Here is a 22,664-nt window from a genome sequence, read left to right on the forward strand (position 1 = left end):
GTGAACAACAATAATCCCCTTCTCCAGCTGCGCCGCCTGGCGCTGGCCCTGGCGGTCAGCGCCGCCGCCGGCAACAGCTACGCCGATACCATCCAGATCCAGGCCCAGCCATTGGCGGGCGCACTCAAGCAGTTGGGCCAGCAGACCAACCTGCAACTGTTCTTCAGCCCCGAGCTGGTGGACGGCAAGCAGGCCCCGGCGGTGTCCGGCAACCTGGCGCCGGAGCAGGCCCTGCAGCAACTGCTGCAAGGTAGCGGGCTGACCTTCGAGCAGTCCGCGGACACCGTGGTGGTCAAGCCGGCCCAGGCCGCCGGTACCCTGACCACCGGCAGCCTGGAGCTGGCGCCCACCGATATCAAGGTGGTCGGGGACTGGCTGGGCGACGCCGACCAGAGCGTGGTGCAGAACCACCCGGGCGCGCGCACCGTGGTACGCCGTGAAGCGATGGTGGAGAAGGGCACGATGAACGTGCGTGACGCCCTGCGCGGTATCCCGGGCGTGCAGGTGCAGGATTCCAACGGCACCGGTGGCAGCGACCTGTCGCTGAATGTCGGCGTGCGTGGCCTGACGTCGCGCCTGTCGCCGCGTTCGACCGTGCTGATCGATGGCATTCCGGCGGCCTTCGCCCCCTACGGCCAGCCACAGCTGTCGATGGCGCCGATCTCCTCGGGCAACCTCGACAGCATCGACGTGGTCCGTGGTGCAGGCTCCGTGCGCTATGGCCCGCAGAACGTCGGTGGGGTAATCAACTTCGTCACCCGGGCGATACCCGAGAAGGCCAGCGGCGAGCTGTCGACCACCCTCGAGACCTCGCGCGATGGCGGCTGGAAGCACACCGAGTCGGCCTTCGTCGGCGGCACCGCCGACAACGGCATGGGCGTGGCGTTGCTGTATACCGGCGTGAATGGCGATGGCTATCGCGAAAGCAACAACGACAACGATATCGACGACGTGATGCTCAAGACCCACTGGGCACCGACCGATGTCGACGAGTTCTGGCTCAATTTCCACTACTACGACGGCCGCGCCGACATGCCGGGTGGCCTGACCCAGGCGCAGTACGATCACAACCCCTACCAGTCGGTGCGCGACTACGACTACTTCAGCGGCCGCCGCAAGGACGTGTCGTTCAAGTGGCAGCGACAGATCGACGACGCCACCCAGTTCGAGGTGCTGACTTACTACACCGACAGCTTCCGTGGCAGCGCCATCGCCGCCCGCGACCAGAAGACCCTGTCGTCGTACCCGCGCAACTATCACACCTTCGCCATCGAGCCACGTCTGTCGCGGATCTTCTTCGTCGGCCCGACCACCCAGGAAGTCAGCGTCGGCTATCGCTATCTGAAGGAAGCGATGCGCGAGCAGTCCACCCGCCTGGCGCTGGTCGACAACGTGCCGACCGTGACCCCGACCTCCGACGGCCATGTGTTCCAGGACCGCAGCGGTGGCACCGAGGCCAGCGCCTACTATATCGACGACAAGATCGACGTCGGCAACTGGACCATCACCCCGGGCATCCGCTTCGAGCACATCAACACCGACTGGCGCGACCGCCCGGTGATGGACGCCAACTATCGCCCAGTGCCGGAGAAGAACCGCAGCATCACCAGCAACGAACCGCTGCCGGCGCTGAGCGTGATGTACCACCTGTCCGATGCGTGGAAGCTGTTCGCCAACTACGAGACCTCGTTCGGCAGCCTGCAGTACTTCCAGCTGGGCCAGGGCGGCGTCGGCGACAGCACGGCAAACGGCCTGGAGCCGGAGAAGGCCAAGACCTACGAAATTGGTACGCGCTATGACAACGGCAACTGGGCCGGTGAGCTGACAGCCTTCTACATCGACTTCGACGATGAGCTGCAGTACATCAGCAACGATGTCGGCTGGACCAACCTGGGGGCGACCAAGCACCAGGGCATCGAGGCCTCGGCGCGCTACGACCTGTCCGGCCTGGACCCACGCCTGCAGGGGCTGTCGGTGAATGCTGGCTACACCTACACCCGTGCCACCTACGAGGGCGAGATCCCTGGTTTCAAGGGGCGTGACCTGCCGTTCTATTCGCGCCAGGTGGCCACCGCCGGCGTGCGCTACGAGGTCAACCGCTGGACCTGGAACCTGGATGCCTACGCCCAGTCGAAGCAGCGCGCGCCGGGTACCGGGATGAACGCCGATGGCAGCTTCAACGGCAACTACATCACCCAGCCGAGCGCCGACGGGCAGTATGGCGACATTCCGGGCTACGTCACCTGGCATGCCCGGGGTGGCTATGCGTTCGGGCCGCAGCTGTCGAACCTGAAGCTGGCCGCCGGGGTGAAGAACCTGTTCGACAAGCAGTATTTCACCCGCTCAAGCGACAACAACGCGGGAATCTATGTGGGTGAGCCGCGCACGTTCTATGTGCAGGCCAGTGTAGGGTTCTGATAGCGCGTCGCCTTTATCGCGGATGAATCCGCTCCTACCTGTAGGAGCGGATTCATCCGCGATGAGGCCGGCTCAGGAAATCACTGCCTGCGCCGGCGACACGATCGAGGTCTTCGCCCCGCGCGAGCGCCCAGAACTCAGGTACGCCGCAATCGACTCCTGTGTCACCTCTCCCAGGAACACCTGTTCGGCATCCAGCACCGGCAACCACGCCCGATTGAACTCGTACATGCGCGACAGCAGGATGCGCAGGTGCTCATCGTGCGCCGCCGTGGCATTGAACGGACGCAGGAAATCCGCGCACGTGCCCTGCTGGCGGTGCATGTCGCGGCGGCGCACATAACCCAGCGCGCGATTCTGCGCATCGGTCACCACCACGTAACGGCGGTCATGCTCGTCCAGCAGTTCCAGCGCATCGCTCACCGGTGTTTCCGGACTCACCGATGGTGCGTTGTCCGCGGCATCCTCGGCACGCACCAGCAGCAGGCGCTTGAGCGTGCTGTCCTGACCGACGAAGTTGCTGACGAAATCGTCCACCGGGTGTGCCAGCAGGGTGTCCGGGTGATCCAGCTGCAACAGCTTGCCGGCGCGGAAGATGGCGATCTTGTCGCCCAGCTTGATGGCCTCGTCGATGTCATGGCTGACCATGATCACCGTCTTGTTCAGGGCCCGCTGCATCTCGAAGAACTCGTTCTGGATCATCTCGCGGTTGATCGGGTCGACCGCGCCGAACGGCTCGTCCATCAGCAGCACCGGGGCCTCGGCGGCCAGGGCGCGGATCACGCCGATGCGTTGCTGCTGGCCACCGGACAGTTCACGCGGGTAGCGCTGCAGGTACTGCTTGGGCTCGAGCTTGATCATGCTCATCAGCTCGCGGGCGCGATCGTGGCAGCGCTGCTTGTCCCAGCCGAGTAAGCGCGGGACCACGGTGATGTTCTCCTCGATGGTCATGTTGGGGAACAGGCCGATCTGCTGGATCACGTAGCCGATGTGCCGGCGCAGGGTCACCTCGTCCAGGCCGGTGGTGTCCTCGCCATTGATGAACACTTGCCCTGAGGTCGGGGTGATCAGGCGGTTGATCATCTTCAGCGTGGTGCTCTTGCCGCAGCCGGAGGGGCCGAGGAACACGCAGATTTCGCCTTCGTTGACGGTGAGGCTTACCGCGTCGACGGCTTTGACGTCCTTGCCGTTGACGTTGAAGGTCTTGCTGAGGTTCTTCAGTTCGATCATGAGCGCAGTCCTTCTGGAGTCAGGGCACGTTGCAGGGCTTGCAGGATCAGGTCGGCGATGATCGCCAGCAGGCTGACCAGCACCGCGCCGACCAGCAGCATCGACATGTCGCTGCGGCTGATGGAGGTAAGAATGAGCACGCCCAGGCCGCCGGCGCCGATGGTCGCGGCGATGGTCATCACGCCGATGTTCATCACCACGGCGGTGCGCACGCCGGCGAGGATCACCGGCACGGCGATGGGCAACTCGACCATGCGCAGGCGCTGGCCGAAGGTCATGCCGATGCCGCGTGCGGCTTCACGGATACCGGGCTCGACGTTGGTCAGGGCCAGGTAGGTGTTGCGCAGGATCGGCAGCAGTGAATAAAGGAACACTGCAGTGATCGCCGGCAGTGGCCCCAGGCCCTGGCCGAACTTCGAGTAGAACGGCAGCAGCAAGCCGAACAGGGCGATCGAGGGGATGGTCAGCAGCACGGTGGCGCTGGCCTGCAGCGGGCCGGCGAACACCGGGAAGCGGGTCATCAGGATGCCCAGCGGCACGCCGACAAGGATCGCCAGGCCCACCGCGATGCCGACCAGCATGATGTGCTGCCAGGTCAGTTGCAGGACCTGTGCCCAGTCGAGGTGGACGAAGGTGTCGAGCAGGTTCATGGCTGTACCTCGCTGAGTGGGTGCTCACGCAGGAACGCGGCGGCCACCACCGTCGGGCTCTGGTGCTCGACATCGACCTTGGCGTTGAGCTGGCGCATGGTCTCGTCGTCCAGCTGTTCGGCCAGCGGCTTGAGCAGGGTGGCCAGCTGAGGATGGGCGTCGAGCACGGCCTGGCGCAGCACCGGGGCGGCGGTGTAGTCGGGGAAATAGTGCTTGTCGTCTTCCAGCAGCTTGAGGTCGAACGCGTTCAGGCGCCCGTCGGTGGTGTAGACCAGGCCGGCGAACACCTGGTTGTTGCGCATGGCGGTGTACACCAGGCCTCCGTCCATCTGGCGGATGTTGCGCCGGTCCAGCGGCAGCTCGTACAGCTCGCGCAGGCCGACCAGGCCATCCGGGCGGTTGGCGAACTCGGTGTCCAGCGCCACCAGGTGGTGGCGGTCGGCTTCGTCATGCAGCACCTGGTTGAGGTCGCTGATCGAGTTGATCTGCGGGTAGGCCGCGGCGACTGCCTTTGGCAGGCCCAGGGCGTAGGTGTTGCTGAACTTCGACGGAGTCAGCCAGACCAGGCCCTTTTTCGCGTCGAGCTCTTTCACTCGCGCATAGGTGGTTGCGGCGTCGGGCATGCGCTCGTCGATATGGTTGTACGAGACCAGCGATACGCCGGTGTATTCCCACATCAGGTCGAGCTGGCCGGTTTCCTGGGCCTGGCGGGCGATGTTGCTGCCCAGGCCGGTGGTCACCCGCACCTCGAAGCCGTTGGCGCGCAGGTGCTGGGCGGTGATCTCGGCGAGCACGGTCTGTTCGGTGAACACCCGGGCGCCGATGCGGATCTGTGGTTTTTCCGCGGCCTGGGCAACGCCTGCGCAAAGCAGGGCCGCGCCCAGGAACAAGGCGATTGTCTTCTTCATGCTTTGCCTCTTCTTATTGGGCCAGGCCACGTTCCAGCCAGCGCTTGCTGGAGAAACTCACCAACGCATCGAGCGCCAGGGCCAGCAACGCCGTGCAGGCGGCGCCGAGCAGCAGCTGCGGCTGGTTGTTCAGGGCGATGCCGGGGAAGATCAGGCTGCCCAGGCTGTTGGCGCCGATCAGGAACGCCAGGGGCGCGGTGCCCACGTTCAGTGCCAGGGCCACGCGCACGCCGCCGACGATGATCGGCACGGCGTTTGGCAGCTCTACCTGCCAGAGTTGCTGGCGCGGGGTCATGCCGATACCGGTGGCGGCTTCCTTGAGCGAGGCGGGGACGTTTTTCAGGCCCTCGTAGGTGTTGCGCACGATGGGCAGGAGGGAGGCGAGGAACAGTGCGAAGATCGCAGGACCTGCGCCGATGCCCAGGATACTCAGGGCGATGGCCAGAACGGCCAGGGGAGGAATGGTGTTGCCAACGTTGAACAACTGCATGAAGCGCTCGGCCTTGTCGACCCGGTGCGGTCGACTCAAGGCAATGCCGGCGGGGATGCCCACGGCCAGCGCCGCCGCCATCGAAGCCAGCACCAGGACCAGGTGCGCTTGCAGGTAGAACCCAAGATCGTCGCGGTAGCGGGCGATCGTGTCGATGCCGATCCAGTGGATCAGCAGGGCCAGGATGACGAGCACGGCGGCCCATCCCAACAGCCCTTTTCCGTAGCGTGCAGCCACAGGCGGACTCCTTTTTTATAGTCGGCGATCACACCCCCGTGCGGCCGGCCATTCCTGGCGGCGGGCAGCGTGGTCGCGAGTAGCAGCCCGATGCGCGGCATCAGGCCATGAGCCGAACCCCGTCGGGCTCGTGAAGCAGGTAAAACCAGCCCTGAAGCGAAGCGGCTTGCAGGGGAGTGGACGTCTCCGTGGGCGTAAAGGTTCCCATCTGGGGCGGCATTTGGCCAGTGTTAATCACTGGTGTGTAGGAAATTTCACGCGAAAATCAAGCGTGAATATTACGTTGAGACGTTGAAGTACCTGCTATCGAGGCATCTTGCAGATGTTCAGAATTTCTTCTCGAATATTCTTGATATGCGCTTGAGGGGATATTCCCTTGGAGGTATTTTAATGGGGTGGTCTATTGGAATGTGCCGGGAGTTCAATTCCGAGCTACAGGTGTTGACCGAGGTGGTACAGGATGAATTGCTGGCGCAGCTTCATCTGCTCAAGCATTTTGGCCCCGCATTGGGGCGTCCGCATGTGGACACGCTGAAAGGCTCGAGGCATTCGAACATGAAAGAGTTGAGGTTCAACGCAGATGGCGGTGTATGGCGAGTCGCATTCGCTTTCGATCGTTCGCGCTCTGCGTTGTTGCTCGTTGCGGGGGACAAGGCTGGTATCAATGAGCGTAGATTTTATGGAAGCCTGATTACCCGTGCCGATGAACGGTTTGATCGACATTTGTCCAGAGGTTGAGAAATGTACAAGACGCTTGAAGACGTGATGAACGAGCTGACGCCTGAGCGCAGGGCAAGAATCGAGGAGCGTGGTCGCGAACTGATTCGTGAGGAAATGACGCTTCAGGCCTTGCGTAAACAACTCGAGATCACCCAGGAAAGCATGGCCGAGCGCCTCGACGTTCGTCAGGGCAATGTTTCCAGGTTCGAGAACCGTAGCGATATGTTGATCTCTACGTTGCGTGACTATCTGGAAGCCATGGGGGGAAGACTGGAGCTGGTCGTTCATCTGCCTGGCCGAGCTCCTATAACCATCGAGGGGCTTGCCGGCGATTCGCTTGTTGATGGTTAACCAATGCGGCAGGGACGAATTGGGTCGAACCGTTGGGGCTTGTTTTGGCCTGACGCCCGACTTCAGGTATGATATCGCCCCTTTTTGAATCCCCAGTCAGGCGATTTCCCATGACCAACCAGGCCGCCGAAGTCGCGAAGCGCCGCACTTTCGCAATCATTTCCCACCCCGACGCCGGTAAGACCACCATCACCGAGAAGCTCCTGCTGATGGGCAAGGCCATTGCCGTCGCCGGTACCGTGAAGTCGCGCAAGTCCGACCGCCACGCCACCTCCGACTGGATGGAAATGGAGAAGCAGCGCGGCATCTCCATCACTACCTCGGTGATGCAGTTCCCCTACCGCGAGCATATGATCAATCTGCTCGACACCCCCGGCCACGAAGACTTCTCGGAAGACACCTATCGCACCCTGACCGCGGTGGACTCGGCGCTGATGGTGCTCGACGGCGGTAAAGGCGTCGAGCCGCGCACCATTGCCCTGATGGACGTGTGCCGCCTGCGCGATACGCCGATCGTCAGCTTCATCAACAAACTCGACCGGGACATCCGCGACCCGATCGAACTGCTCGACGAAATCGAGGCGGTGCTGAAGATCAAGGCCGCGCCGATCACCTGGCCGATCGGTTGCTACCGTGATTTCAAGGGCGTGTATCACCTGGCCGGCGACTACATCATCGTCTACACGCCGGGGCATGGCCACGAGCGCACCGAAGCGAAGATCATCGAGAAGCTCGACTCCGATGAAGCCCGCGCCCACCTGGGTGATGAATACGACCGTTTCCTCGAACAACTCGAGCTGGTGCAGGGCGCCTGCCACGAGTTCGACCAGGACGCGTTCATCAATGGCCAGCTGACCCCGGTGTTCTTCGGTACCGCATTGGGCAACTTCGGTGTCGACCATGTGCTCGACGCGGTTGTCGACTGGGCGCCGCGCCCACTGGCCCGTGTCGCCCGCGAGCGCACCGTGGAACCGGTGGAAGAGAAATTCACCGGCTTCGTGTTCAAGATCCAGGCGAACATGGACCCGAAACACCGTGACCGTATCGCCTTCATGCGTATCTGCTCGGGCAAGTACGAGAAGGGCATGAAGATGCGCCACGTGCGCACTGGCAAGGACGTGCGCATCGGTGATGCCCTGACCTTCTTCTCCTCCGAGCGCGAGCAACTGGAGGAGGCCTATGCCGGCGACATCATCGGCCTGCACAACCACGGCACCATCCAGATCGGCGACACCTTCACCGAAGGCGAGGCGCTGGGCTTCACCGGTATTCCGCACTTCGCCCCGGAGCTGTTCCGCCGCGTGCGCCTGAAGGACCCGCTGAAATCCAAGCAGCTGCGCCAGGGCCTGCAGCAGCTGGCCGAAGAGGGCGCGACCCAGGTGTTCTTCCCCGAGCGCAGCAACGACATCATCCTCGGCGCGGTCGGTGTGCTGCAGTTCGACGTGGTCGCCAGCCGCCTGAAGGAAGAGTACAAGGTCGAGTGCGCCTATGAGCCGATCACCGTCTGGTCGGCGCGCTGGATCAGCTGCGACGACAAGAAGAAGCTCGAGGAATTCCAGAACAAGGCGGTGGAGAACCTGGCCATCGACGGCGGTGGTCACCTGACCTACCTGGCCCCGACCCGGGTCAACCTGGCGCTGATGGAAGAACGCTGGCCGGATGTGAAATTCCGCGCGACCCGCGAGCACCACTAAGAGCAGCTGCAAGCTGCGAACTTCAAGAAGAGGCGGGCCCGGAAAGGCCCGCCTTTTTCTTGTCGCTTGCAGCTTCAAGCTTGTAACTGCCGAGTGTCAGTTGCCGGCTTTTATGCTGGTCCAGATCCGCGTCCTGATGCGGTCGATCTTCGCCGGCATGGCCTCCAGCGCATACAACTTGCCCATCACGTCGTCACTCGGGTAGATCATCGTGTTGCCCTTCAGCGCCGGGTCCACCAGCGCATCCGCCTGCTGGTTGCCATTGGCGTACTGCACGAAGTTGCTGATGTTGGCCATCACCTCCGGCTGCAACAGGTAGTTCATGTACGCATATCCGGCTTTCTCGTCAGGCGCATCGGCCGGCATGGCCACCATGTCGAACCACATCGGCGCGCCTTCCTTCGGGATCGAGTAGCCCACCTTCACCCCGTTCTTCGCCTCCTCGGCACGGTTCTTCGCCTGCAGCACGTCGCCCGAGAAACCCACCACCAGGCACACGTCGCCATTGGCCAGGTCGCCGGTGTACTTCGAGGAGTGGAAGTAGCTGATGTACGGGCGCACCTTCATCAGCAACGCCTTGGCCTTGTCGTAGTCCGCCGTGTTCTGGCTATGGTGCGGCAGGCCCAGGTAGTGCAGGGCGATCGGCAGCAGCTCGGGGCCGTTGTCCAGCACCGCCACGCCGCAACTCTTGAGCTTGGCGAGGTATTCGGGCTTGAAGAACAGGTCCCACGAATCGATGGGCGCATTGTCGCCGAGCACCGCCTTGACCTTGTCGATGTTGTAGCCGATGCCGGTGCTGCCCCACAGGTACGGGAAGCCGTACTGGTTGCCCGGGTCGTTGACCTCCAGGGCCTTGAGCAACACCGGGTTGAGGTTCTTCCAGTTGGGCAACTGCGACTTGTCCAGCTGCTTCAGGGCTTTGCCCTGGATCTGCCGGGCCATGAAGTGGTTGGAGGGGAACACCACATCGTAGCCGGAGTTGCCGGTCATCAGCTTGCCGTCGAGGGTCTCGTTGCTGTCGAACACGTCGTAGGTGGGATTGATGCCGGTGGTTTGCTGGAAGTGCTTCAGCGTGTCCGGGGCGATGTAGCTCGACCAGTTGTAGATCTTCACCGAGTCGGCGGCACTGGCAACGCTGGTGGCCAGCATCAGAGGAGCGAGAAGGAGGGTGCGCATGTCGGGGTTACCTTGCTTTGTCTGTTGTTATCGAAGGCAGGCGATCAGCGGATCAGAAAATGAGGACGTAGGTCTTGCGCACGGTCTCCTGGATATCCCAGGTGCCGAGGCTGTTGGCCGGTAGCATCAGGGCGTCTCCGGCTTCTATGACCAGGGGCTCGCCACCGTCGGGAGTGAAGGTGCAGCGGCCCTTGATGAAATGGCAGAACTCCTGCTGCACGATCTGCCGCCGCCAGCGCCCCGGGGTGCATTCCCAGATGCCGGTCTCGACGCCGTCGCTGCGCTCGACGCAGGTGACCGAGGTGACTGCGACCGGCTCGCCAAGGGGCACGGCGACCGGAGTGCTGCTGTCCAGGATGACGCTGTCGGTGTGTTTGAACTGGGTGATGCTCATGACCGGTGGATCCTGTGTGGTGGTGAGGGGAAGTCAGTGCATGAAGCCTTCCATGAAATCGGCCAACCCACTGGCCAGGCGCCGCCGCCAGGGGGCGCTGGTCGGGTTGGCGAGGGTCCGGTCCTCGTGGACGAAACTCTGGATGATCGCGTTGTAGCCCAGCCAGCGGCACGGCTCGGGCGGCCAGCTGGCCAGGCTCGACAGCGGGCGGTTGTCGTGCACCCAGGGCTGCGCGGTCAGTTCGTTGTGCTGGCCGAGGATCAGCGCGGCCAGGGTACGTCCACCGAGGTTGGTGGCGCCGACGCCTTCGCCGCCATAACCGCCGGCCAGGGCGATACCGCGCTGGCGGTCGCAGAGCATGTGCGGGCGGAAGCGCCGGGCCATGCCGAGGTTGCCACCCCAGGAGTGGGTGATGCGTACGTGCTTGAGCTGTGGGAACAGTTCGCCGAACAGGTAGCGGCGCAGCTCCACCTCGTCGGTGGTCAGGGTGAAGTCCTCGCGCAGGCGGCCACCGAAGCGGTAGCCGCCGCGGGCACCGAACACCAGGCGGTTGTCGGCGCTGCGCTGGCCATAGGTGACCTGGCGGCTGTTTTCGCTGAAGGCCTGGCCCTGGCTCAGGCCGATCTGCTCCCATGTCGACTCCGGCAGCGGCTCGGTGGCCACCAGCAGGCTCTGTACCGGCAGCTGGTGCCGCCCGAGCGGTGGCAGGCTGGCGGCGTAGCCTTCCACGGCCGGCACCACCCAGTGGCTGCGGATACGTGCCAACGGGGTGCGCACTTCGCCGGTCTGCCAGTCAATGGCTGGCGTGTTCTCGTAGATCGGCACGCCCATAGCCTCGACCGTCCGTGCCAGGCCACGCACCAGCCTGGCCGGTTGAATCGTGGCGACGTGCGGGCTGTAGAGGGCGCCGTAGGGGTTGCTTACCTTCAGCTGGGCATCCAGTTGTTCGGGGCGCAGCCAGCGGTAATCGTCTTCATTCATGCCCTGGCGGTAGAGGTTGTCGAGCCAGGCGCGCAGGCCGCGTTCCTGTTCCGGGTAGCGGGCGGCGCAGTAGAGCACTCCGCCTTTGCGGTAGTCGCAGGCGATGCCTTCGCGCAGGAGCACGTCGTGGACTTCGTCGGGGATGCCGTGCAGCAGGTCGATGCTTTCACGCCGTTGCTGCGGCGAGAGCGTGGCCAGCAGGCGGTCCTCGCCCAGCAGGTTGCCCATCAGCCAGCCGCCATTGCGTCCGGAGGCGCCGAAGCCGGCGATGTTGGCCTCGATCACCGCGATGTTCAGCTGCGGCGCCTGGCGCTTGAGGTAGTAGGCCGTCCACAGCCCCGTATAGCCGGCACCGATGATGCACACGTCGAGGTCCAGGTCCTGGCGCAGGGCCGGGCGCGCGCACAACGGCTCGTCGAGCTGGTCCATCCACAGGCTGATCGTGCGCAAAGGTTGCATCGGGTCGTGCTCCACATCCACTGAGGGTCTGTGGCGATCCTAGTGAAGCGTGGCGTGGGCTGTCTTACGTGCGTGCACGCAGGGAAATTTGCTTGAGGTAAGCCTTGGGCGACAGGCCGGTATGCTCGCGAAAGCACTTGTAGAACGCCGACAGCGAATTGAAGCCGGCGTTGAACGCCAGTTCATCGACGGGCGCCGCGACGCAGCTATTGTCCAGGCTGCTCATCAGGTGTTGCAGGCGTGCCTGGTTGACGTAGCGGTAGAAGCTTTGGCCAAGCACCTGGTTAAGCAGGTAGGAAATCTGGTTGCGGCTGTAGCCGCTTTCGTCGGCGACCCGTTGCAGGTCCAGCTCGGGGTCCAGGTACGGGCGCTGGGCCTGGAAATAATGCTCCAGGTCCTGGGCCATGGTCGATAGCTGGCGGGGAGACAGGCCGAGCCGACTGGTGGCTGGGCGCGGCCCGCTGGAGCGCAGGCCCTTTCCGTTGCCATGGACCAGCGTGGCGTACTCGTTGACCCGCCAGATCAGTCCGTCCAGCACGGTGATCGCCTCGCTGGACTGGAACGCCACCAGCCCGTCGCCACCCTGCACCGTGACCTGATACTGGATGAACGCGGTGCAGCCATCGACGCGGATGCGGTCGCTGTGGACGATGTCCTCGCCGGCTTCATGGGGCAAGCTTGCGCGCACGTAGTCGCGCAGCTCGTCGAAACCGAGCACGCGGTTCTGGAAGAAGTCGTGGTACTGGATATCCGGGTGGTACAGGGCCATCACCCCGTCCAGGTCGCGATGCTTCCAGCACAGGTGGTAGCGCATGACGGTGGCGGCGGTGAGCGGGGTTTGCCCGGGGCCGTCGGGGACGGTGGCGATAGACATGCCGTGGATGGTGCCTCGTCATGTCCCGGTCTGACAAGAACCCGCCCGTGCGCACAGGCCGCATCCCGGGTTGCAGAAGGCCCTGCCGTTTCCGCACCGATCTGGCATTTTGCATGATGCTCAGACGTTGCCTACAAGCCAACCGCCTGATTTATAAGGAAGTCATGTTTTGACACAAAGTGGCACAGCCCCTGCACGACCTTACCTGAGAACGGACCTCCCCCTCAGATAAAGGCGTCGAATCATGATCACACCTGCCGACTACCCCACCAACGACCCCAATCGCTCCGGAGTTTCCTGGGCCGCGATCTTCGCAGGCGCAGCAGCGGCGGCGGCCTTGTCCCTGATCCTGGTGGTACTGGGGACAGGGTTGGGCCTGGCCGCTACCTCGCCTTGGGCCGACGAAGGCGCCAGCGCCAAGGCGCTTGGGATTTCGACCATCATCTGGCTATTGATCACACAAATATTGGCCTCGGGCCTGGGTGGTTACATCGCCGGTCGCCTGCGGGTGAAATGGGCCAACCTGCACGGTGACGAAGTGTATTTCCGGGATACTGCCCATGGCTTCCTGGCCTGGGCGGTTGCCACGCTAGTGGCCGCCATGCTGGTGCTGGGTACCGCTGGCAACTTGCTGGGTGCCGGCGCTACCGCTGTGTCCGGGGTGGCTACAACTGCCGCTGCGGGCGTGGCTGGCAGCGACAGACAGGGCAAAGACCCGATGGGTTACTTCGTCGATAGCCTGTTCCGTGGTCAAGGCCCGGTGGCAGTAAGTGACGATGCGGCAAATGGTGTGGCAGCCCGCATTCTGACCCGCTCGCTGGCCCAGGGCGGCGCGCTCTCGCCGGAGGACCGGACCTACCTGGCCCAGGTAGTGGCCCAGCGCACTCGCCTGACACAGCCCGAGGCCGAAGCACGCGTTGATCAGGTCTATGCACAACTGCAGCAGGCCAAGGTCGAGGCCAAGCAAGCCGCGGACGCTGCGACCAAGGCCGCCGCCTGGACGGCGTTGTGGACTTTCGTCGCCCTGCTTTGCGGCGCCTTCTTCGCCAGCCTGGCGGCACTGTTCGGCGGCCGGCAGCGTGATCGGGTGCAGTGGCTCGAAGCCAGTCCGGCGGACTACAACCCGCGCCACGCCTCTGCACCGATCCGATAACCCGCACAGGAACAAGGAGAATTGTCATGCGCTCATTATTGCTGTGGATGCTCGGGGTCCCTATTCCGGTGATCATCCTGATTGCATTGTTCATGCACTGAGAAATGAAAACGCCGCCCGAAAGGGCGGCGTTTTCATTGGCGCATACAGCTACAGGAACTGCTCGGCGTAGTGGCACGCCACCTGCCGCGTACTCACTTGGCGCAACGCCGGTACTTCCTTGGCGCATCGCTCGGTCGCGTACGGGCAACGTTTGTGGAACGCGCAACCGTCCGGGGGATTCAACGGGTTGGGCAACTCACCGGCAATGCGGATCTTCGGCTTCAGCGGGTCCGGGTGGATCGCCGGGGTGGCCGATAGCAGCGCCTGGGTATACGGGTGCAGCGGCTTGTCGTAGATGTCCTGCTTGGGCCCCATTTCCGCTGGCCGGCCGAGGTACATCACCAGTACCTGGTCCGCCACATGGCGCACCACTGCCAGGTTGTGGGAGATGAACACGTAGGCGGTGTTGAATTCCTTCTGCAGGTCCATGAACAGGTTCAGCACCTGGGCCTGGATCGATACGTCGAGCGCGGAGGTCGGCTCGTCGGCCACCAGCACCTTGGGTTGCAGCATCATCGCCCGGGCCAGGGCGATGCGCTGGCGCTGACCGCCGGAGAACATGTGCGGATAACGCTGGTAGTGCTCGGGGCGCAAGCCCACCTGCTCCATCATCTTCTGCACTTTCTCGCGGCGTTCGGTCTTGCTCAGCGAGGTGTTGATCAACAGCGGTTCGGCGAGCTGGTCGCCGATCTTCTGCCGCGGGTTGAGCGAGGCGTATGGGCTCTGGAACACCATCTGCACGTCACGGCGCAGCTGTTTGCGCTGGTCCTTGCTGGCGCCCTTGACCTCGTGGCCGGCGATTTGCAGCGAACCTGAGGACGGCTCCTCGATCAGGGTCAGGGCACGCGCCAGGGTCGACTTGCCGCAGCCGGATTCACCGACCACGGCCAGGGTCTTGCCGGCCTCCAGTTCGAACGACACGCCGTTGAGCGCCCGCACCAGCGCATGGCCCTTGAACAGGCCGCGGGAGACTTCGTAGTGGCGGGTCAGCTCACGAGCGGAAAGTACGACGGCCATCACGCCACCTCCTGGTTCAGCGGATAGAAGCAACGCACCAGGCTGTGGGCCTGGGGATCAAGGGCCGGGCGCTGCCGGCGGCAGTTTTCCTGCACATAGGGGCAGCGTGGCGACAGCAGGCAACCCTGCGGGCGGTCATAGCGCCCTGGGACGATGCCGGGCAGGGTGGCCAGGCGTTCGGCGCCGATGCTGTGCTCGGGAATGGCCGCCAGCAGCGCTTCGCTGTACGGATGGGCGGGAATGTCGAACAGCTCCGGCACCTGGCCGACTTCGACTGCTTGCCCTGCGTACATCACGCACACGCGCTTGGCGGTTTCGGCGACCACGGCCAGGTCGTGGGTGATGAGAATGAGCGCCATGTTGCGCTCTTTCTGCAGGTTGACCAGCAGTTCCATGATCTGCGCCTGGATGGTCACGTCCAGCGCGGTGGTCGGTTCGTCGGCGATCAGCAGTTTTGGCTCGCCGGCGATGGCCATGGCGATGGCCACGCGCTGGCTCATGCCGCCGGACAGCTGGTGCGGGTAGGCGTCGAGGCGGCTTTCGGCGGCCGGGATCTCGACCTTCTTCAGCAGCTCCAGCGCGCGCTGACGCGCTGCCTTGCCCTTGAGGCCCAGGTGCTGGCGCAGCACTTCCTCGATCTGGTAGCCCACGGTATAGCTGGGGTTGAGCGCGGTCATCGGGTCCTGGAAGACCATGGCGATGTCCTTGCCCACCACCTTGCGGCGCTGGCGGCCGCTGAGCTTGAGCATGTTGGTGCCGGCGAAGTCGAGCACGTCCGCGGTGATGCGCCCGGGGGCTTCGATCAGCCCCATCAGGGCCATCATGGTCACCGACTTGCCCGAGCCCGACTCGCCGACGATGGCGAGGATCTCGCCGGCATCCACGCTCAGGTCGAGGCCGTCCACCACGGGCACGGCATTGGCGTCGCCGAAGCGCACGTTCAGGTTGTTGATCTGCAACAGTGACATGGCGATCTCCTCAGGCGGCGTTCTTGAGTTTCGGGTCCAGCGCGTCGCGCAGGCCGTCGCCCATCAGGTTGATTGCCAGCACACTGAGCAAAATGGTCAGGCCCGGCAGGCTCACCACCCACCAGGCGCGTTCGATGTAGTCGCGGGCCGAGGCCAGCATGGTGCCCCACTCGGGGGTTGGCGGCTGCACGCCGAGGCCGAGGAAGCCCAGGGCCGCAGCGTCGAGGATTGCCGAGGAGAAGCTCAGGGTGGCCTGCACGATCAGCGGCGCCATGCAGTTGGGCAGCACGGTGACGAACATCAGCCGCGGCAGCCCGGCACCGGCCAGGCGCGCGGCGGTGACGTAGTCGCGGTTCAGTTCGCCCATCACCGCGGCGCGGGTCAGGCGCACGTAGGACGGCAGCGAGACGATGGCGATGGCGATCACGGTGTTGATCAGGCCTGGGCCGAGGATGGCGACGATGGCCACGGCCAGCAGCAGCGAGGGCAGCGCCAGCATCACGTCCATCAGGCGCATGATCGAGGGGCCGAGGATCTGCGGGAAGAATCCGGCCAGCAGGCCCAGCAGGATGCCTGGGATCAGCGACATCACCACCGACGACAGGCCGATCAACAGCGACAGTCGGGCGCCCTGGATCAGCCGCGAGAGCAGGTCGCGGCCCAGTTCGTCGGTACCGAGGATGAACTGCCAGGTACCGCCTTCGAGCCATACCGGCGGCGTGAGCAGGAAGTCGCGGTATTGCTCGCTGGGGTTGTGCGGCGCCACCCAGGGGGCGAACAGGGCGCAGAACACCACCAGGCACATGAACGCCAGGCCGGCCACCGCGCCCTTGTTGCGCGAGAAGGCCTGCCAGAATTCTTTGTACGGCGAGGGGTAGAGCAAGCTTTGGTCGACCACGCTGGGCGGGGTGGCGGATTTTGGAATCGGGCTGGTCATGGCGTAGTCCTCAGCGCTGATGACGGATGCGTGGGTTGGCCAGGCCGTAGAGGATATCCACGACGAAGTTGACCAGGATCACCAGGCAGGCGATCAACAGGATGCCGTTCTGGACCACGGGGTAGTCACGGGCACCGATGGCCTCGATCAGCCATTTGCCGATGCCCGGCCAGGAAAAGATGGTTTCGGTGAGCACGGCGCCGGCCAGCAGTGTGCCGACCTGCAGGCCGAACACGGTCAGCACCGGGATCAGCGCGTTGCGCAGGCCGTGGATGAACACCACCCGTGACGGCGACAGGCCCTTGGCGCGGGCGGTACGGATGTAGTCCTCGCGCAGCACTTCGAGCATCGACGAGCGGGTCATGCGGGCGATCACCGCCAGCGGAATGGTGCCCAGCACGATGGCCGGCAGGATCAGGTGCATCACCGCATCCTTGAACGCGCCTTCCTCGTCGCTGAGCAGGGTGTCGATGAGCATGAAGCCGGTTTTCGGCTCGATGTCATAGAGTAGGTCGATGCGCCCGGAGACTGGCGTCCAGCCCAGGCTCACCGAGAAGAACATGATCAGGATCAGGCCCCACCAGAAGATCGGCATCGAGTAGCCGGCCAGGGAGATGCCCATCACCCCGTGGTCGAACAGCGAGCCGCGCTTGAGCGCGGCGATCACCCCGGCCAGCAGGCCGATGACCCCGGCGAACAGCAGGGCGGCCATGGCCAGCTCCAGGGTGGCCGGGAACAGGGTGAGGAATTCGTTCCATACGCTTTCACGGGTGCGCAGGGATTCGCCCAGGTCGCCCTGGGCGAGCTTGCCGACATAGTCCAGGTACTGGGCCGGCAGCGGTTTGTTCAGGCCCAGGCGCTCCATGGCCTGGGCATGCATTTCGGGGTCGACCCGGCGTTCGCCCATCATCACTTCGACGGGGTCGCCGGGGATCAGGCGTATGAGCGCGAAGGTCAGCAGGGTGATACCGAAGAAGGTCGGAATCAGCAGACCCAGGCGTCGGGCAATAAAACTCAACATTGTCAGGGGTACCTCATCAGCCGGAAACGGCGCGCCGCCGGGGCCTCTTGCACAAGGTCCGGCGGCTGTTGTTGTTCTACTTCACCTTGGTGGTGGCGAAGTTGTTGTTGGTCAGTGGGTTGATCACATAGCCTTCGACGTTCTCGCGCATGGCGGTGAACATTTTCGGGTGGGCCATGCTGATCCACGGCTGGTCTTCATCGTACACCGCCAAGGCCTCGTTATAGAGCCTGGCGCGTTCGTCGTTGTCGATCACTTCGCGGGCGCGGGTGATCAGGTCCTGGAATTTCTGGTTGCACCAGCGCGCATAGTTCTCGCCACTTTTCACCGCGTCGCAGCTGAGCATCGGCGTGAGGAAGTTGTCCGGGTCGCCGTTGTCGCCGGCCCAGCCCGCCGACACCAGGTCGGCCTCGCCCTTCTTGGCGCGACGCAGCATCTCGGCCCACTCCATCACACGGATGTCGAGCTTGATGCCGATCTTGGCCAGGTCCGACTGCAGCATTTCGGCGGACAGGCGCGGGTTGGGGTTGGTCGGGCCACCGCCGTTGCGGGTGAACAGAGTGATCACCGTGCCCTCCGGCACACCGGCTTCCTTGAGCAGGGCGCGGGCCTTGTCGAGGTCGTGGGGCGGGTTCTTGTTGTCGGTGTTGTAGCCGATCATGGTCGGCGGATACGGGTTGACCCCAACCAGGGCGTTGCCCTTGCCGAACAGCTGGTCGACGTGGGTCTGGCGGTCGAAGGCCATGTCGATCGCCTTGCGCACGCGCACATCGCTCAGGTACTTGTGCTGGGTGTTCATCGAGATGTAGCCGGTAACCAGCGCCTCGATCTCGGCGACCTTGAGTTTCGGGTCGGTCTTGATCCCCGGCACGTCGTCAGGCTTGGGATACAAGGCGATCTGGCATTCGTTGGCGCGCAGTTTCTGCAGGCGCACGTTGCTGTCGGTGGCGATGGCGAAGATCAGCGCGTCGGCGGGCGGCTTGCCACGGAAGTAGTCCGGGTTGGCCTTGTAGCGGACGTTGGCGTCCTTGTTGTAGCGCTGGAACACGAACGGGCCGGTGCCGACCGGCTTGCTGTTGAGGTCGCCGGTCTTGCCGGCCTTGAGCAGCTGGTCGCCGTACTCGGCGGAGTAGATCGAGGTGAAGGCCATGGCCAGGTCGCGCAGGAAAGGCGCTTCCGGGCGGGTCAGGGTGATCACCACGGTGTGATCGTCGGTCTTCTCGACCGACTTGAGCAGGTCCTTGAAGGCCATGCTCTCGAAGTAGGGGTAGCCGACGCTGGTCTTGTCGTGCCACGGATGGTCTTTCTTCAGCTGACGGTTCAGGCTCCACAGCACGTCATCGGCATTGAAGTCGCGGGTGGGCTTGAAGTAGTCGGTGGTGTGGAACTTGACGCCTTCGCGCAGGTGGAAGGTGTAGACCAGGCCGTCGGCGCTGACGTCCCAACTGGTGGCCAGGGCCGGCTGGATCTCGGTGGTGCCGGGCTTGAAGTCGACCAGGCGGTTGAAGATGGCCTCGGCCGTGGCGTCGGCGGTGACGGCGGTGGTGTACTGGACGATGTCGAAGCCTTCCGGGCTGGCTTCGGTGCACACCACCAGCGGCTTGGCCGCCAGATTCGATGCGGCGCCCAGGATGACGGCTGCCAGGGCAGCGCGTAGCGGTAGCGATTTCATGGAACCTCCCTGCAGTGCTAGTTCCAGCGTAGCCGCCACGGCCCGTGGGGAGGCGGGCCGTGGCGCCAACGGTCAGAGGATGTTGAACGGAATGGTGGTGACGACACGGAACTCGTCGAGACTGCCGTCGCTCTGCGCCTTGCTGGCACGGTGGGCGGTATAGGTGGCGCGGATGGTGGTGTCCTTCAGCATGCCGCTCTGCACCGCGTAGCTGGTGCCGATGCCCCACTCGTAGTGGTTCTCGCCGTCCTGGCCCCGGACGTCATAGGCGGTGCCCTTGTAGTGGGTACCGTCGATATCCCAGCCGCGGGCGTTGTAGACGTTGAACTTCAGGCCTGGCACGCCATAGGGCGCCATGTTCAGCACATAGCTGATCTGCAGCGATTTCTCGTTCGGGCCGTTGAAGTCCGACAGCAGGGAGTTGGCCAGGTAGATGCCGTTGGTCTCATGCAGATAGTCGAAGTACTCGTTGCCGTTGACCTGCTGCCAGGAGGCGGTGAGGGTGTGGGCCTGGTGGGTCAGGCCGAACGACAGGCTGTAGGTGTCGTTGTCGATCTCGCCCATCTTCTTGCTGCCTTCGTCCACGGTCTTGTAGTAGTTCAGACCGGTGGTCAGGCTCAGCACCGCGCTGTCGCCCAGCACGTGGTTGGCGCCGAAGTAGTACTGGTTCCAGAAGTCGTCGACCTTGGTCGCGTAGAGGCTGGTGGTCAGGCTCTTGAGCGGCTGGTAGTTGATGCCGACGGTGCTGGCTCGGTCGGTCTCGACCCCGGCGGCGCCGTACTCGCTGCGGAACTTGCTCAGGCTCTGCTCGGTACGTGGCGAAACGCGGTCGAAGGTACCCACGTCGAACGACAGGTTCTCGAACTCGGCGCTGTGCAGGAACGCGCCCTGGAAGCTCGATGGCAAGGCACGGTTACCGATGTAGGCGATCATCGGCGTGTCGACCGACTGGCGACCGACGGTCAGCGTGGTGTTGGAGATGCGCGCCTTGACGTTGCCCAGGCCCATCTTGCTCCACTGGCCGATCGGGTCGCCGTCGCTGTGGGTCAGGGTACGGTTGTTCGGGCCGGCCACGGCGGCGCGGCCCTGCTCGAGGGCGATGGCATTGTAGGCGGCGGCCTCCACCGCAAAGCCGACGGTGCCTTCGGTGAAGCCCGAGCTGTAGTTGAGGATGGTGCCCTGCACCCAGTTGTCACGGCTGTGGGTGTCGTGGCGGGTGCCGTCGCCCTTGGTGTATTTCCACAGCGGCGCGCGGGTGGCGCGTTCGCGGGCATACCAGTTGCGGGTGCTGCCGGACAGGCTCTGGCCATCGATGAAGCCTTTGGCTTCGGCCTGTTCGCTGCTGGACTTGAGCGCGAACGGCACGAAGTCCTGGCTTGCGGGTTCGGCCTGGGCGAGGGCGCAGAAGGCGCCGACGGACAAGGCCAGTGCGGTGGTTGTGGTACGAATCAACATGAAAGCTCCCTGATATTTTTCTAGTTATCACCCGGCCTTGTGAGCCGGGCTTGTCACGGTGACGCGGTACTGCAGTGTCTGCCTGGGGGTTGCCAGGCAAATCCGGGCTGCACGCTGGCGCGGGAGTGGGTCGCACTCCCGTCCGGGCGTTGCAGGGTCAATCGATGCTGACGCCGGAGAAAACGTTGCGTCCGAAGGGGCTGACCTTGAAGTCTTTCACGCTGATGCTCAGCGGCTGGTTGACCGTGGAGTGCGCGACCGGGGTGATCGGCACCTGTCGCTTGAGACGTTGCTGGGCTTGTTCGTAGAGGCTGGTGCGCTGGTCGCGGTCGGTGACCTGCTTGGCTTTTTTCACCAGCGCGTCGTATTGCGAATCGCACCACAAGGAGTAGTTGTTGCTGCCGATGGCGTCGCAGCTGAACAGGGTGCCGAGCCAGTTGTCCGGGTCACCGTTGTCGCCGGTCCAGCCGATCAGGGCGATGTCATGCTCGCCGTTCTTCATGCGCTTGAGGTATTCACCCCATTCGTAGCTGACGATGCGCACCTTGAAACCGAGCTTGCTCCAGTCGGACTGGAGCATTTCGGCCATGAGCTTGGCGTTGGGGTTGTAGGGGCGCTGTACCGGCATAGCCCACAGGGTGATCTCGGTGCCATCCTTGACCCCGGCCTGCTTGAGCAGCTGCTTGGCTTTTTCCGGGTCGAAGGGGGCGTCCTTGATCGATTTGTCGTAGGACCACTGGGTTGGCGGCATGGCGTTGACGGCGGTCTGACCGGCATCCTGGTAGACCGCCTGGATGATCGCCTGCTTGTTCACCGCCATGTCCATGGCCTGGCGCACTTCCAGCCGGTCGAAGGGTGGGTGCTGGGTGTTGTAGGCGATGTAGCCAAGGTTGAAACCGGGTTGCGTCATTACCTGCAGCTTGCCGTCTTCCTTGAGCGCGGGCAGGTCGGCCGGGCGCGGGTGTAGGGTGACCTGGCATTCGTTGCGGCGCAGCTTCTGGATGCGCACCGACGGGTCGACGTTGATCGAGAACACCAGGTTGTCGATCTTCACCCGGTCAGGTGCCCAGTAGTCCTTGTTGCCCTTGAAGCGGATCTGCGAATCCTTCTGGTAGCGCTGGAACACGAAGGGGCCGGTGCCGATCGGCTTCTGGTTGATATCGCTGGCCTTGCCGCCGGCCAGCAGGTGGTCGGCGTACTCGGCGGAGAGAATCGAGGCGAAGGCCATGGCGATGTTCTGCAGGAACGCGGCGTCGACCTTGTTGAGGGTGAAGACCACGGTGAGCGGGTCGGTCTTCTCGACCTTGGCGATGTTCTTGTCCAGCCCCATGCTGATGAAGTACGGGAATTCGGTGGGGTAGGCCTTGCGGAAGGGGTGGTCCTTGTCGAGCATGCGGTTGAAGGTGAACAGCACGTCGTCGGCGTTGAAGTCGCGGCTGGGCTTGAAGTCCTTGTTGCCATGGAACTTCACCCCGGGTCGCAGGTGGAAGGTGTACTTCAGGCCGTCCTCGGACACCTGCCAGTCGGTGGCCAGGCCCGGTTGCACGGCGGTGCCGCCACGCTCGAACTCCACCAGGCGGTTGTAAATCGGTTCGGCGGCGTCGTTGTCGGTGGCCGCGGTGTACTGGGCGGTGTCGAAGCCCGCCGGGCTGCCTTCGGAGCAGAACACCAGGTTGTTGGCGAGGCTCGCGGGAGCCTGGCTCAGCAGGCCGAGGGCAAGCAGGGTGGAGCTCAGTGTGGTGAGGCGCATGGCAGGT

20 protein-coding genes are annotated in these 22,664 nt (G+C 64.0%); 5 read left to right on the forward strand and 15 right to left on the reverse strand.

What is annotated here, in order from left to right; translation table 11 throughout:
• Nucleotides 1-2,418, forward strand: coding sequence for a TonB-dependent siderophore receptor (locus ACVWY1_RS09325; RefSeq protein WP_110699929.1), 2,418 nt, complete (start codon nucleotides 1-3; stop codon nucleotides 2,416-2,418).
• A 72-nt stretch (nucleotides 2,419-2,490) separates the two neighbouring features.
• On the opposite strand, the gene ACVWY1_RS09330 is transcribed toward ACVWY1_RS09325, so the two are convergent.
• Genes ACVWY1_RS09330 through ACVWY1_RS09345 form a run of 4 tightly spaced genes read right to left on the reverse strand, consistent with a single transcriptional unit; the run spans nucleotide 2,491 to nucleotide 5,933 of the window.
• The gene (locus tag ACVWY1_RS09330; protein WP_102684927.1) at nucleotides 2,491-3,648 is read right to left on the reverse strand and encodes an osmoprotectant ABC transporter ATP-binding protein OsmV; all 1,158 of its coding nucleotides are present in this window, start codon (nucleotides 3,646-3,648) and stop codon (nucleotides 2,491-2,493) included.
• The gene (locus ACVWY1_RS09335) at nucleotides 3,645-4,298 is read right to left on the reverse strand and encodes an ABC transporter permease (protein WP_110699925.1); all 654 of its coding nucleotides are present in this window, start codon (nucleotides 4,296-4,298) and stop codon (nucleotides 3,645-3,647) included. Before ACVWY1_RS09335 ends, ACVWY1_RS09330 begins: the two co-directional genes overlap by 4 nt.
• Entirely contained in the window at nucleotides 4,295-5,206 is a 912-nt protein-coding gene (locus ACVWY1_RS09340) for a glycine betaine ABC transporter substrate-binding protein (RefSeq protein ID WP_457378169.1), read from the reverse strand. Before ACVWY1_RS09340 ends, ACVWY1_RS09335 begins: the two co-directional genes overlap by 4 nt.
• Before the next feature lie 13 nt (nucleotides 5,207-5,219).
• Nucleotides 5,220-5,933, reverse strand: a complete 714-nt coding sequence (locus ACVWY1_RS09345; RefSeq protein WP_111532099.1) for an ABC transporter permease — start codon at nucleotides 5,931-5,933, stop codon at nucleotides 5,220-5,222.
• A 291-nt stretch (nucleotides 5,934-6,224) separates the two neighbouring features.
• On the opposite strand from ACVWY1_RS09345, the gene ACVWY1_RS09350 reads away from it, so the two are divergent.
• From ACVWY1_RS09350 to ACVWY1_RS09360, 3 genes are all read left to right on the forward strand, one after another.
• Nucleotides 6,225-6,671, forward strand: a complete 447-nt coding sequence (locus ACVWY1_RS09350; protein ID WP_256582536.1) for a type II toxin-antitoxin system RelE/ParE family toxin — start codon at nucleotides 6,225-6,227, stop codon at nucleotides 6,669-6,671.
• Nucleotides 6,672-6,674: 3 nt separating this feature from the next.
• Nucleotides 6,675-7,004, forward strand: a complete 330-nt coding sequence (locus tag ACVWY1_RS09355; RefSeq protein ID WP_102684922.1) for an XRE family transcriptional regulator — start codon at nucleotides 6,675-6,677, stop codon at nucleotides 7,002-7,004.
• 110 nt (nucleotides 7,005-7,114) lie between these two features.
• The gene (locus tag ACVWY1_RS09360) at nucleotides 7,115-8,698 is read left to right on the forward strand and encodes a peptide chain release factor 3 (protein WP_102684921.1); all 1,584 of its coding nucleotides are present in this window, start codon (nucleotides 7,115-7,117) and stop codon (nucleotides 8,696-8,698) included.
• 96 nt (nucleotides 8,699-8,794) lie between these two features.
• On the opposite strand, the gene ACVWY1_RS09365 is transcribed toward ACVWY1_RS09360, so the two are convergent.
• From ACVWY1_RS09365 to ACVWY1_RS09380, 4 genes are all read right to left on the reverse strand, one after another.
• Nucleotides 8,795-9,874 carry a polyamine ABC transporter substrate-binding protein gene (locus tag ACVWY1_RS09365; protein ID WP_198755464.1) on the reverse strand — a complete coding sequence of 360 codons (1,080 nt, stop codon included), beginning with the start codon at nucleotides 9,872-9,874 and terminating at the stop codon, nucleotides 8,795-8,797.
• 52 nt (nucleotides 9,875-9,926) lie between these two features.
• The gene (locus tag ACVWY1_RS09370) at nucleotides 9,927-10,268 is read right to left on the reverse strand and encodes a cupin domain-containing protein (protein ID WP_102684919.1); all 342 of its coding nucleotides are present in this window, start codon (nucleotides 10,266-10,268) and stop codon (nucleotides 9,927-9,929) included.
• A 33-nt stretch (nucleotides 10,269-10,301) separates the two neighbouring features.
• Nucleotides 10,302-11,708, reverse strand: a complete 1,407-nt coding sequence (locus ACVWY1_RS09375) for an NAD(P)/FAD-dependent oxidoreductase (protein WP_457378170.1) — start codon at nucleotides 11,706-11,708, stop codon at nucleotides 10,302-10,304.
• 64 nt (nucleotides 11,709-11,772) lie between these two features.
• The gene (locus ACVWY1_RS09380) at nucleotides 11,773-12,582 is read right to left on the reverse strand and encodes a helix-turn-helix domain-containing protein (protein ID WP_139669012.1); all 810 of its coding nucleotides are present in this window, start codon (nucleotides 12,580-12,582) and stop codon (nucleotides 11,773-11,775) included.
• 244 nt (nucleotides 12,583-12,826) lie between these two features.
• On the opposite strand from ACVWY1_RS09380, the gene ACVWY1_RS09385 reads away from it, so the two are divergent.
• On the forward strand, nucleotides 12,827-13,735 hold the full coding sequence (locus tag ACVWY1_RS09385) for a hypothetical protein (RefSeq protein WP_258599941.1): 909 nt from the start codon (nucleotides 12,827-12,829) through the stop codon (nucleotides 13,733-13,735).
• 150 nt (nucleotides 13,736-13,885) lie between these two features.
• On the opposite strand, the gene ACVWY1_RS09390 is transcribed toward ACVWY1_RS09385, so the two are convergent.
• The 7 genes from ACVWY1_RS09390 to ACVWY1_RS09420 all read right to left on the reverse strand — a co-directional run bounded on the left by ACVWY1_RS09390 (nucleotide 13,886) and on the right by ACVWY1_RS09420 (nucleotide 22,657).
• Entirely contained in the window at nucleotides 13,886-14,854 is a 969-nt protein-coding gene (locus ACVWY1_RS09390) for a peptide ABC transporter ATP-binding protein (RefSeq protein WP_102684915.1), read from the reverse strand.
• On the reverse strand, nucleotides 14,854-15,822 hold the full coding sequence (locus tag ACVWY1_RS09395; protein ID WP_046854275.1) for an ABC transporter ATP-binding protein: 969 nt from the start codon (nucleotides 15,820-15,822) through the stop codon (nucleotides 14,854-14,856). Before ACVWY1_RS09395 ends, ACVWY1_RS09390 begins: the two co-directional genes overlap by 1 nt.
• A gap of 10 nt (nucleotides 15,823-15,832) precedes the next feature.
• Nucleotides 15,833-16,759: an ABC transporter permease subunit gene (locus ACVWY1_RS09400; RefSeq protein WP_457378171.1), complete on the reverse strand. Its 927-nt coding sequence runs from the start codon at nucleotides 16,757-16,759 to the stop codon at nucleotides 15,833-15,835.
• A gap of 10 nt (nucleotides 16,760-16,769) precedes the next feature.
• Nucleotides 16,770-17,780: an ABC transporter permease subunit gene (locus ACVWY1_RS09405; RefSeq protein ID WP_028689623.1), complete on the reverse strand. Its 1,011-nt coding sequence runs from the start codon at nucleotides 17,778-17,780 to the stop codon at nucleotides 16,770-16,772.
• A 76-nt stretch (nucleotides 17,781-17,856) separates the two neighbouring features.
• Nucleotides 17,857-19,452, reverse strand: coding sequence for an ABC transporter substrate-binding protein (locus ACVWY1_RS09410; RefSeq protein ID WP_457378172.1), 1,596 nt, complete (start codon nucleotides 19,450-19,452; stop codon nucleotides 17,857-17,859).
• Nucleotides 19,453-19,524: 72 nt separating this feature from the next.
• Nucleotides 19,525-20,907 carry an OprD family porin gene (locus ACVWY1_RS09415; RefSeq protein WP_371918096.1) on the reverse strand — a complete coding sequence of 461 codons (1,383 nt, stop codon included), beginning with the start codon at nucleotides 20,905-20,907 and terminating at the stop codon, nucleotides 19,525-19,527.
• A gap of 157 nt (nucleotides 20,908-21,064) precedes the next feature.
• A complete protein-coding gene (locus tag ACVWY1_RS09420; protein ID WP_457378173.1) occupies nucleotides 21,065-22,657 on the reverse strand; it encodes an ABC transporter substrate-binding protein in 1,593 nt (530 codons plus the stop codon).
• Nucleotides 22,658-22,664 lie beyond the last annotated feature (7 nt).

This window comes from Pseudomonas sp. TE6288 (assembly GCF_054062095.1).

Coding starts and splice junctions, on each gene's coding strand:
- ACVWY1_RS09330 (WP_102684927.1), bottom strand. CDS start 3,648: ATGATCGAACTGAAGAACCTCAGCAAGACCTTCAACGTCAACGGCAAG.
- ACVWY1_RS09335 (WP_110699925.1), bottom strand. CDS start 4,298: ATGAACCTGCTCGACACCTTCGTCCACCTCGACTGGGCACAGGTCCTG.
- ACVWY1_RS09340 (WP_457378169.1), bottom strand. CDS start 5,206: ATGAAGAAGACAATCGCCTTGTTCCTGGGCGCGGCCCTGCTTTGCGCA.
- ACVWY1_RS09355 (WP_102684922.1), top strand. CDS start 6,675: ATGTACAAGACGCTTGAAGACGTGATGAACGAGCTGACGCCTGAGCGC.
- ACVWY1_RS09360 (WP_102684921.1), top strand. CDS start 7,115: ATGACCAACCAGGCCGCCGAAGTCGCGAAGCGCCGCACTTTCGCAATC.
- ACVWY1_RS09365 (WP_198755464.1), bottom strand. CDS start 9,874: ATGCGCACCCTCCTTCTCGCTCCTCTGATGCTGGCCACCAGCGTTGCC.
- ACVWY1_RS09370 (WP_102684919.1), bottom strand. CDS start 10,268: ATGAGCATCACCCAGTTCAAACACACCGACAGCGTCATCCTGGACAGC.
- ACVWY1_RS09375 (WP_457378170.1), bottom strand. CDS start 11,708: ATGCAACCTTTGCGCACGATCAGCCTGTGGATGGACCAGCTCGACGAG.
- ACVWY1_RS09380 (WP_139669012.1), bottom strand. CDS start 12,582: ATGTCTATCGCCACCGTCCCCGACGGCCCCGGGCAAACCCCGCTCACC.
- ACVWY1_RS09385 (WP_258599941.1), top strand. CDS start 12,827: ATGATCACACCTGCCGACTACCCCACCAACGACCCCAATCGCTCCGGA.
- ACVWY1_RS09390 (WP_102684915.1), bottom strand. CDS start 14,854: ATGGCCGTCGTACTTTCCGCTCGTGAGCTGACCCGCCACTACGAAGTC.
- ACVWY1_RS09395 (WP_046854275.1), bottom strand. CDS start 15,822: ATGTCACTGTTGCAGATCAACAACCTGAACGTGCGCTTCGGCGACGCC.
- ACVWY1_RS09400 (WP_457378171.1), bottom strand. CDS start 16,759: ATGACCAGCCCGATTCCAAAATCCGCCACCCCGCCCAGCGTGGTCGAC.
- ACVWY1_RS09405 (WP_028689623.1), bottom strand. CDS start 17,780: ATGTTGAGTTTTATTGCCCGACGCCTGGGTCTGCTGATTCCGACCTTC.
- ACVWY1_RS09410 (WP_457378172.1), bottom strand. CDS start 19,452: ATGAAATCGCTACCGCTACGCGCTGCCCTGGCAGCCGTCATCCTGGGC.
- ACVWY1_RS09415 (WP_371918096.1), bottom strand. CDS start 20,907: ATGTTGATTCGTACCACAACCACCGCACTGGCCTTGTCCGTCGGCGCC.
- ACVWY1_RS09420 (WP_457378173.1), bottom strand. CDS start 22,657: ATGCGCCTCACCACACTGAGCTCCACCCTGCTTGCCCTCGGCCTGCTG.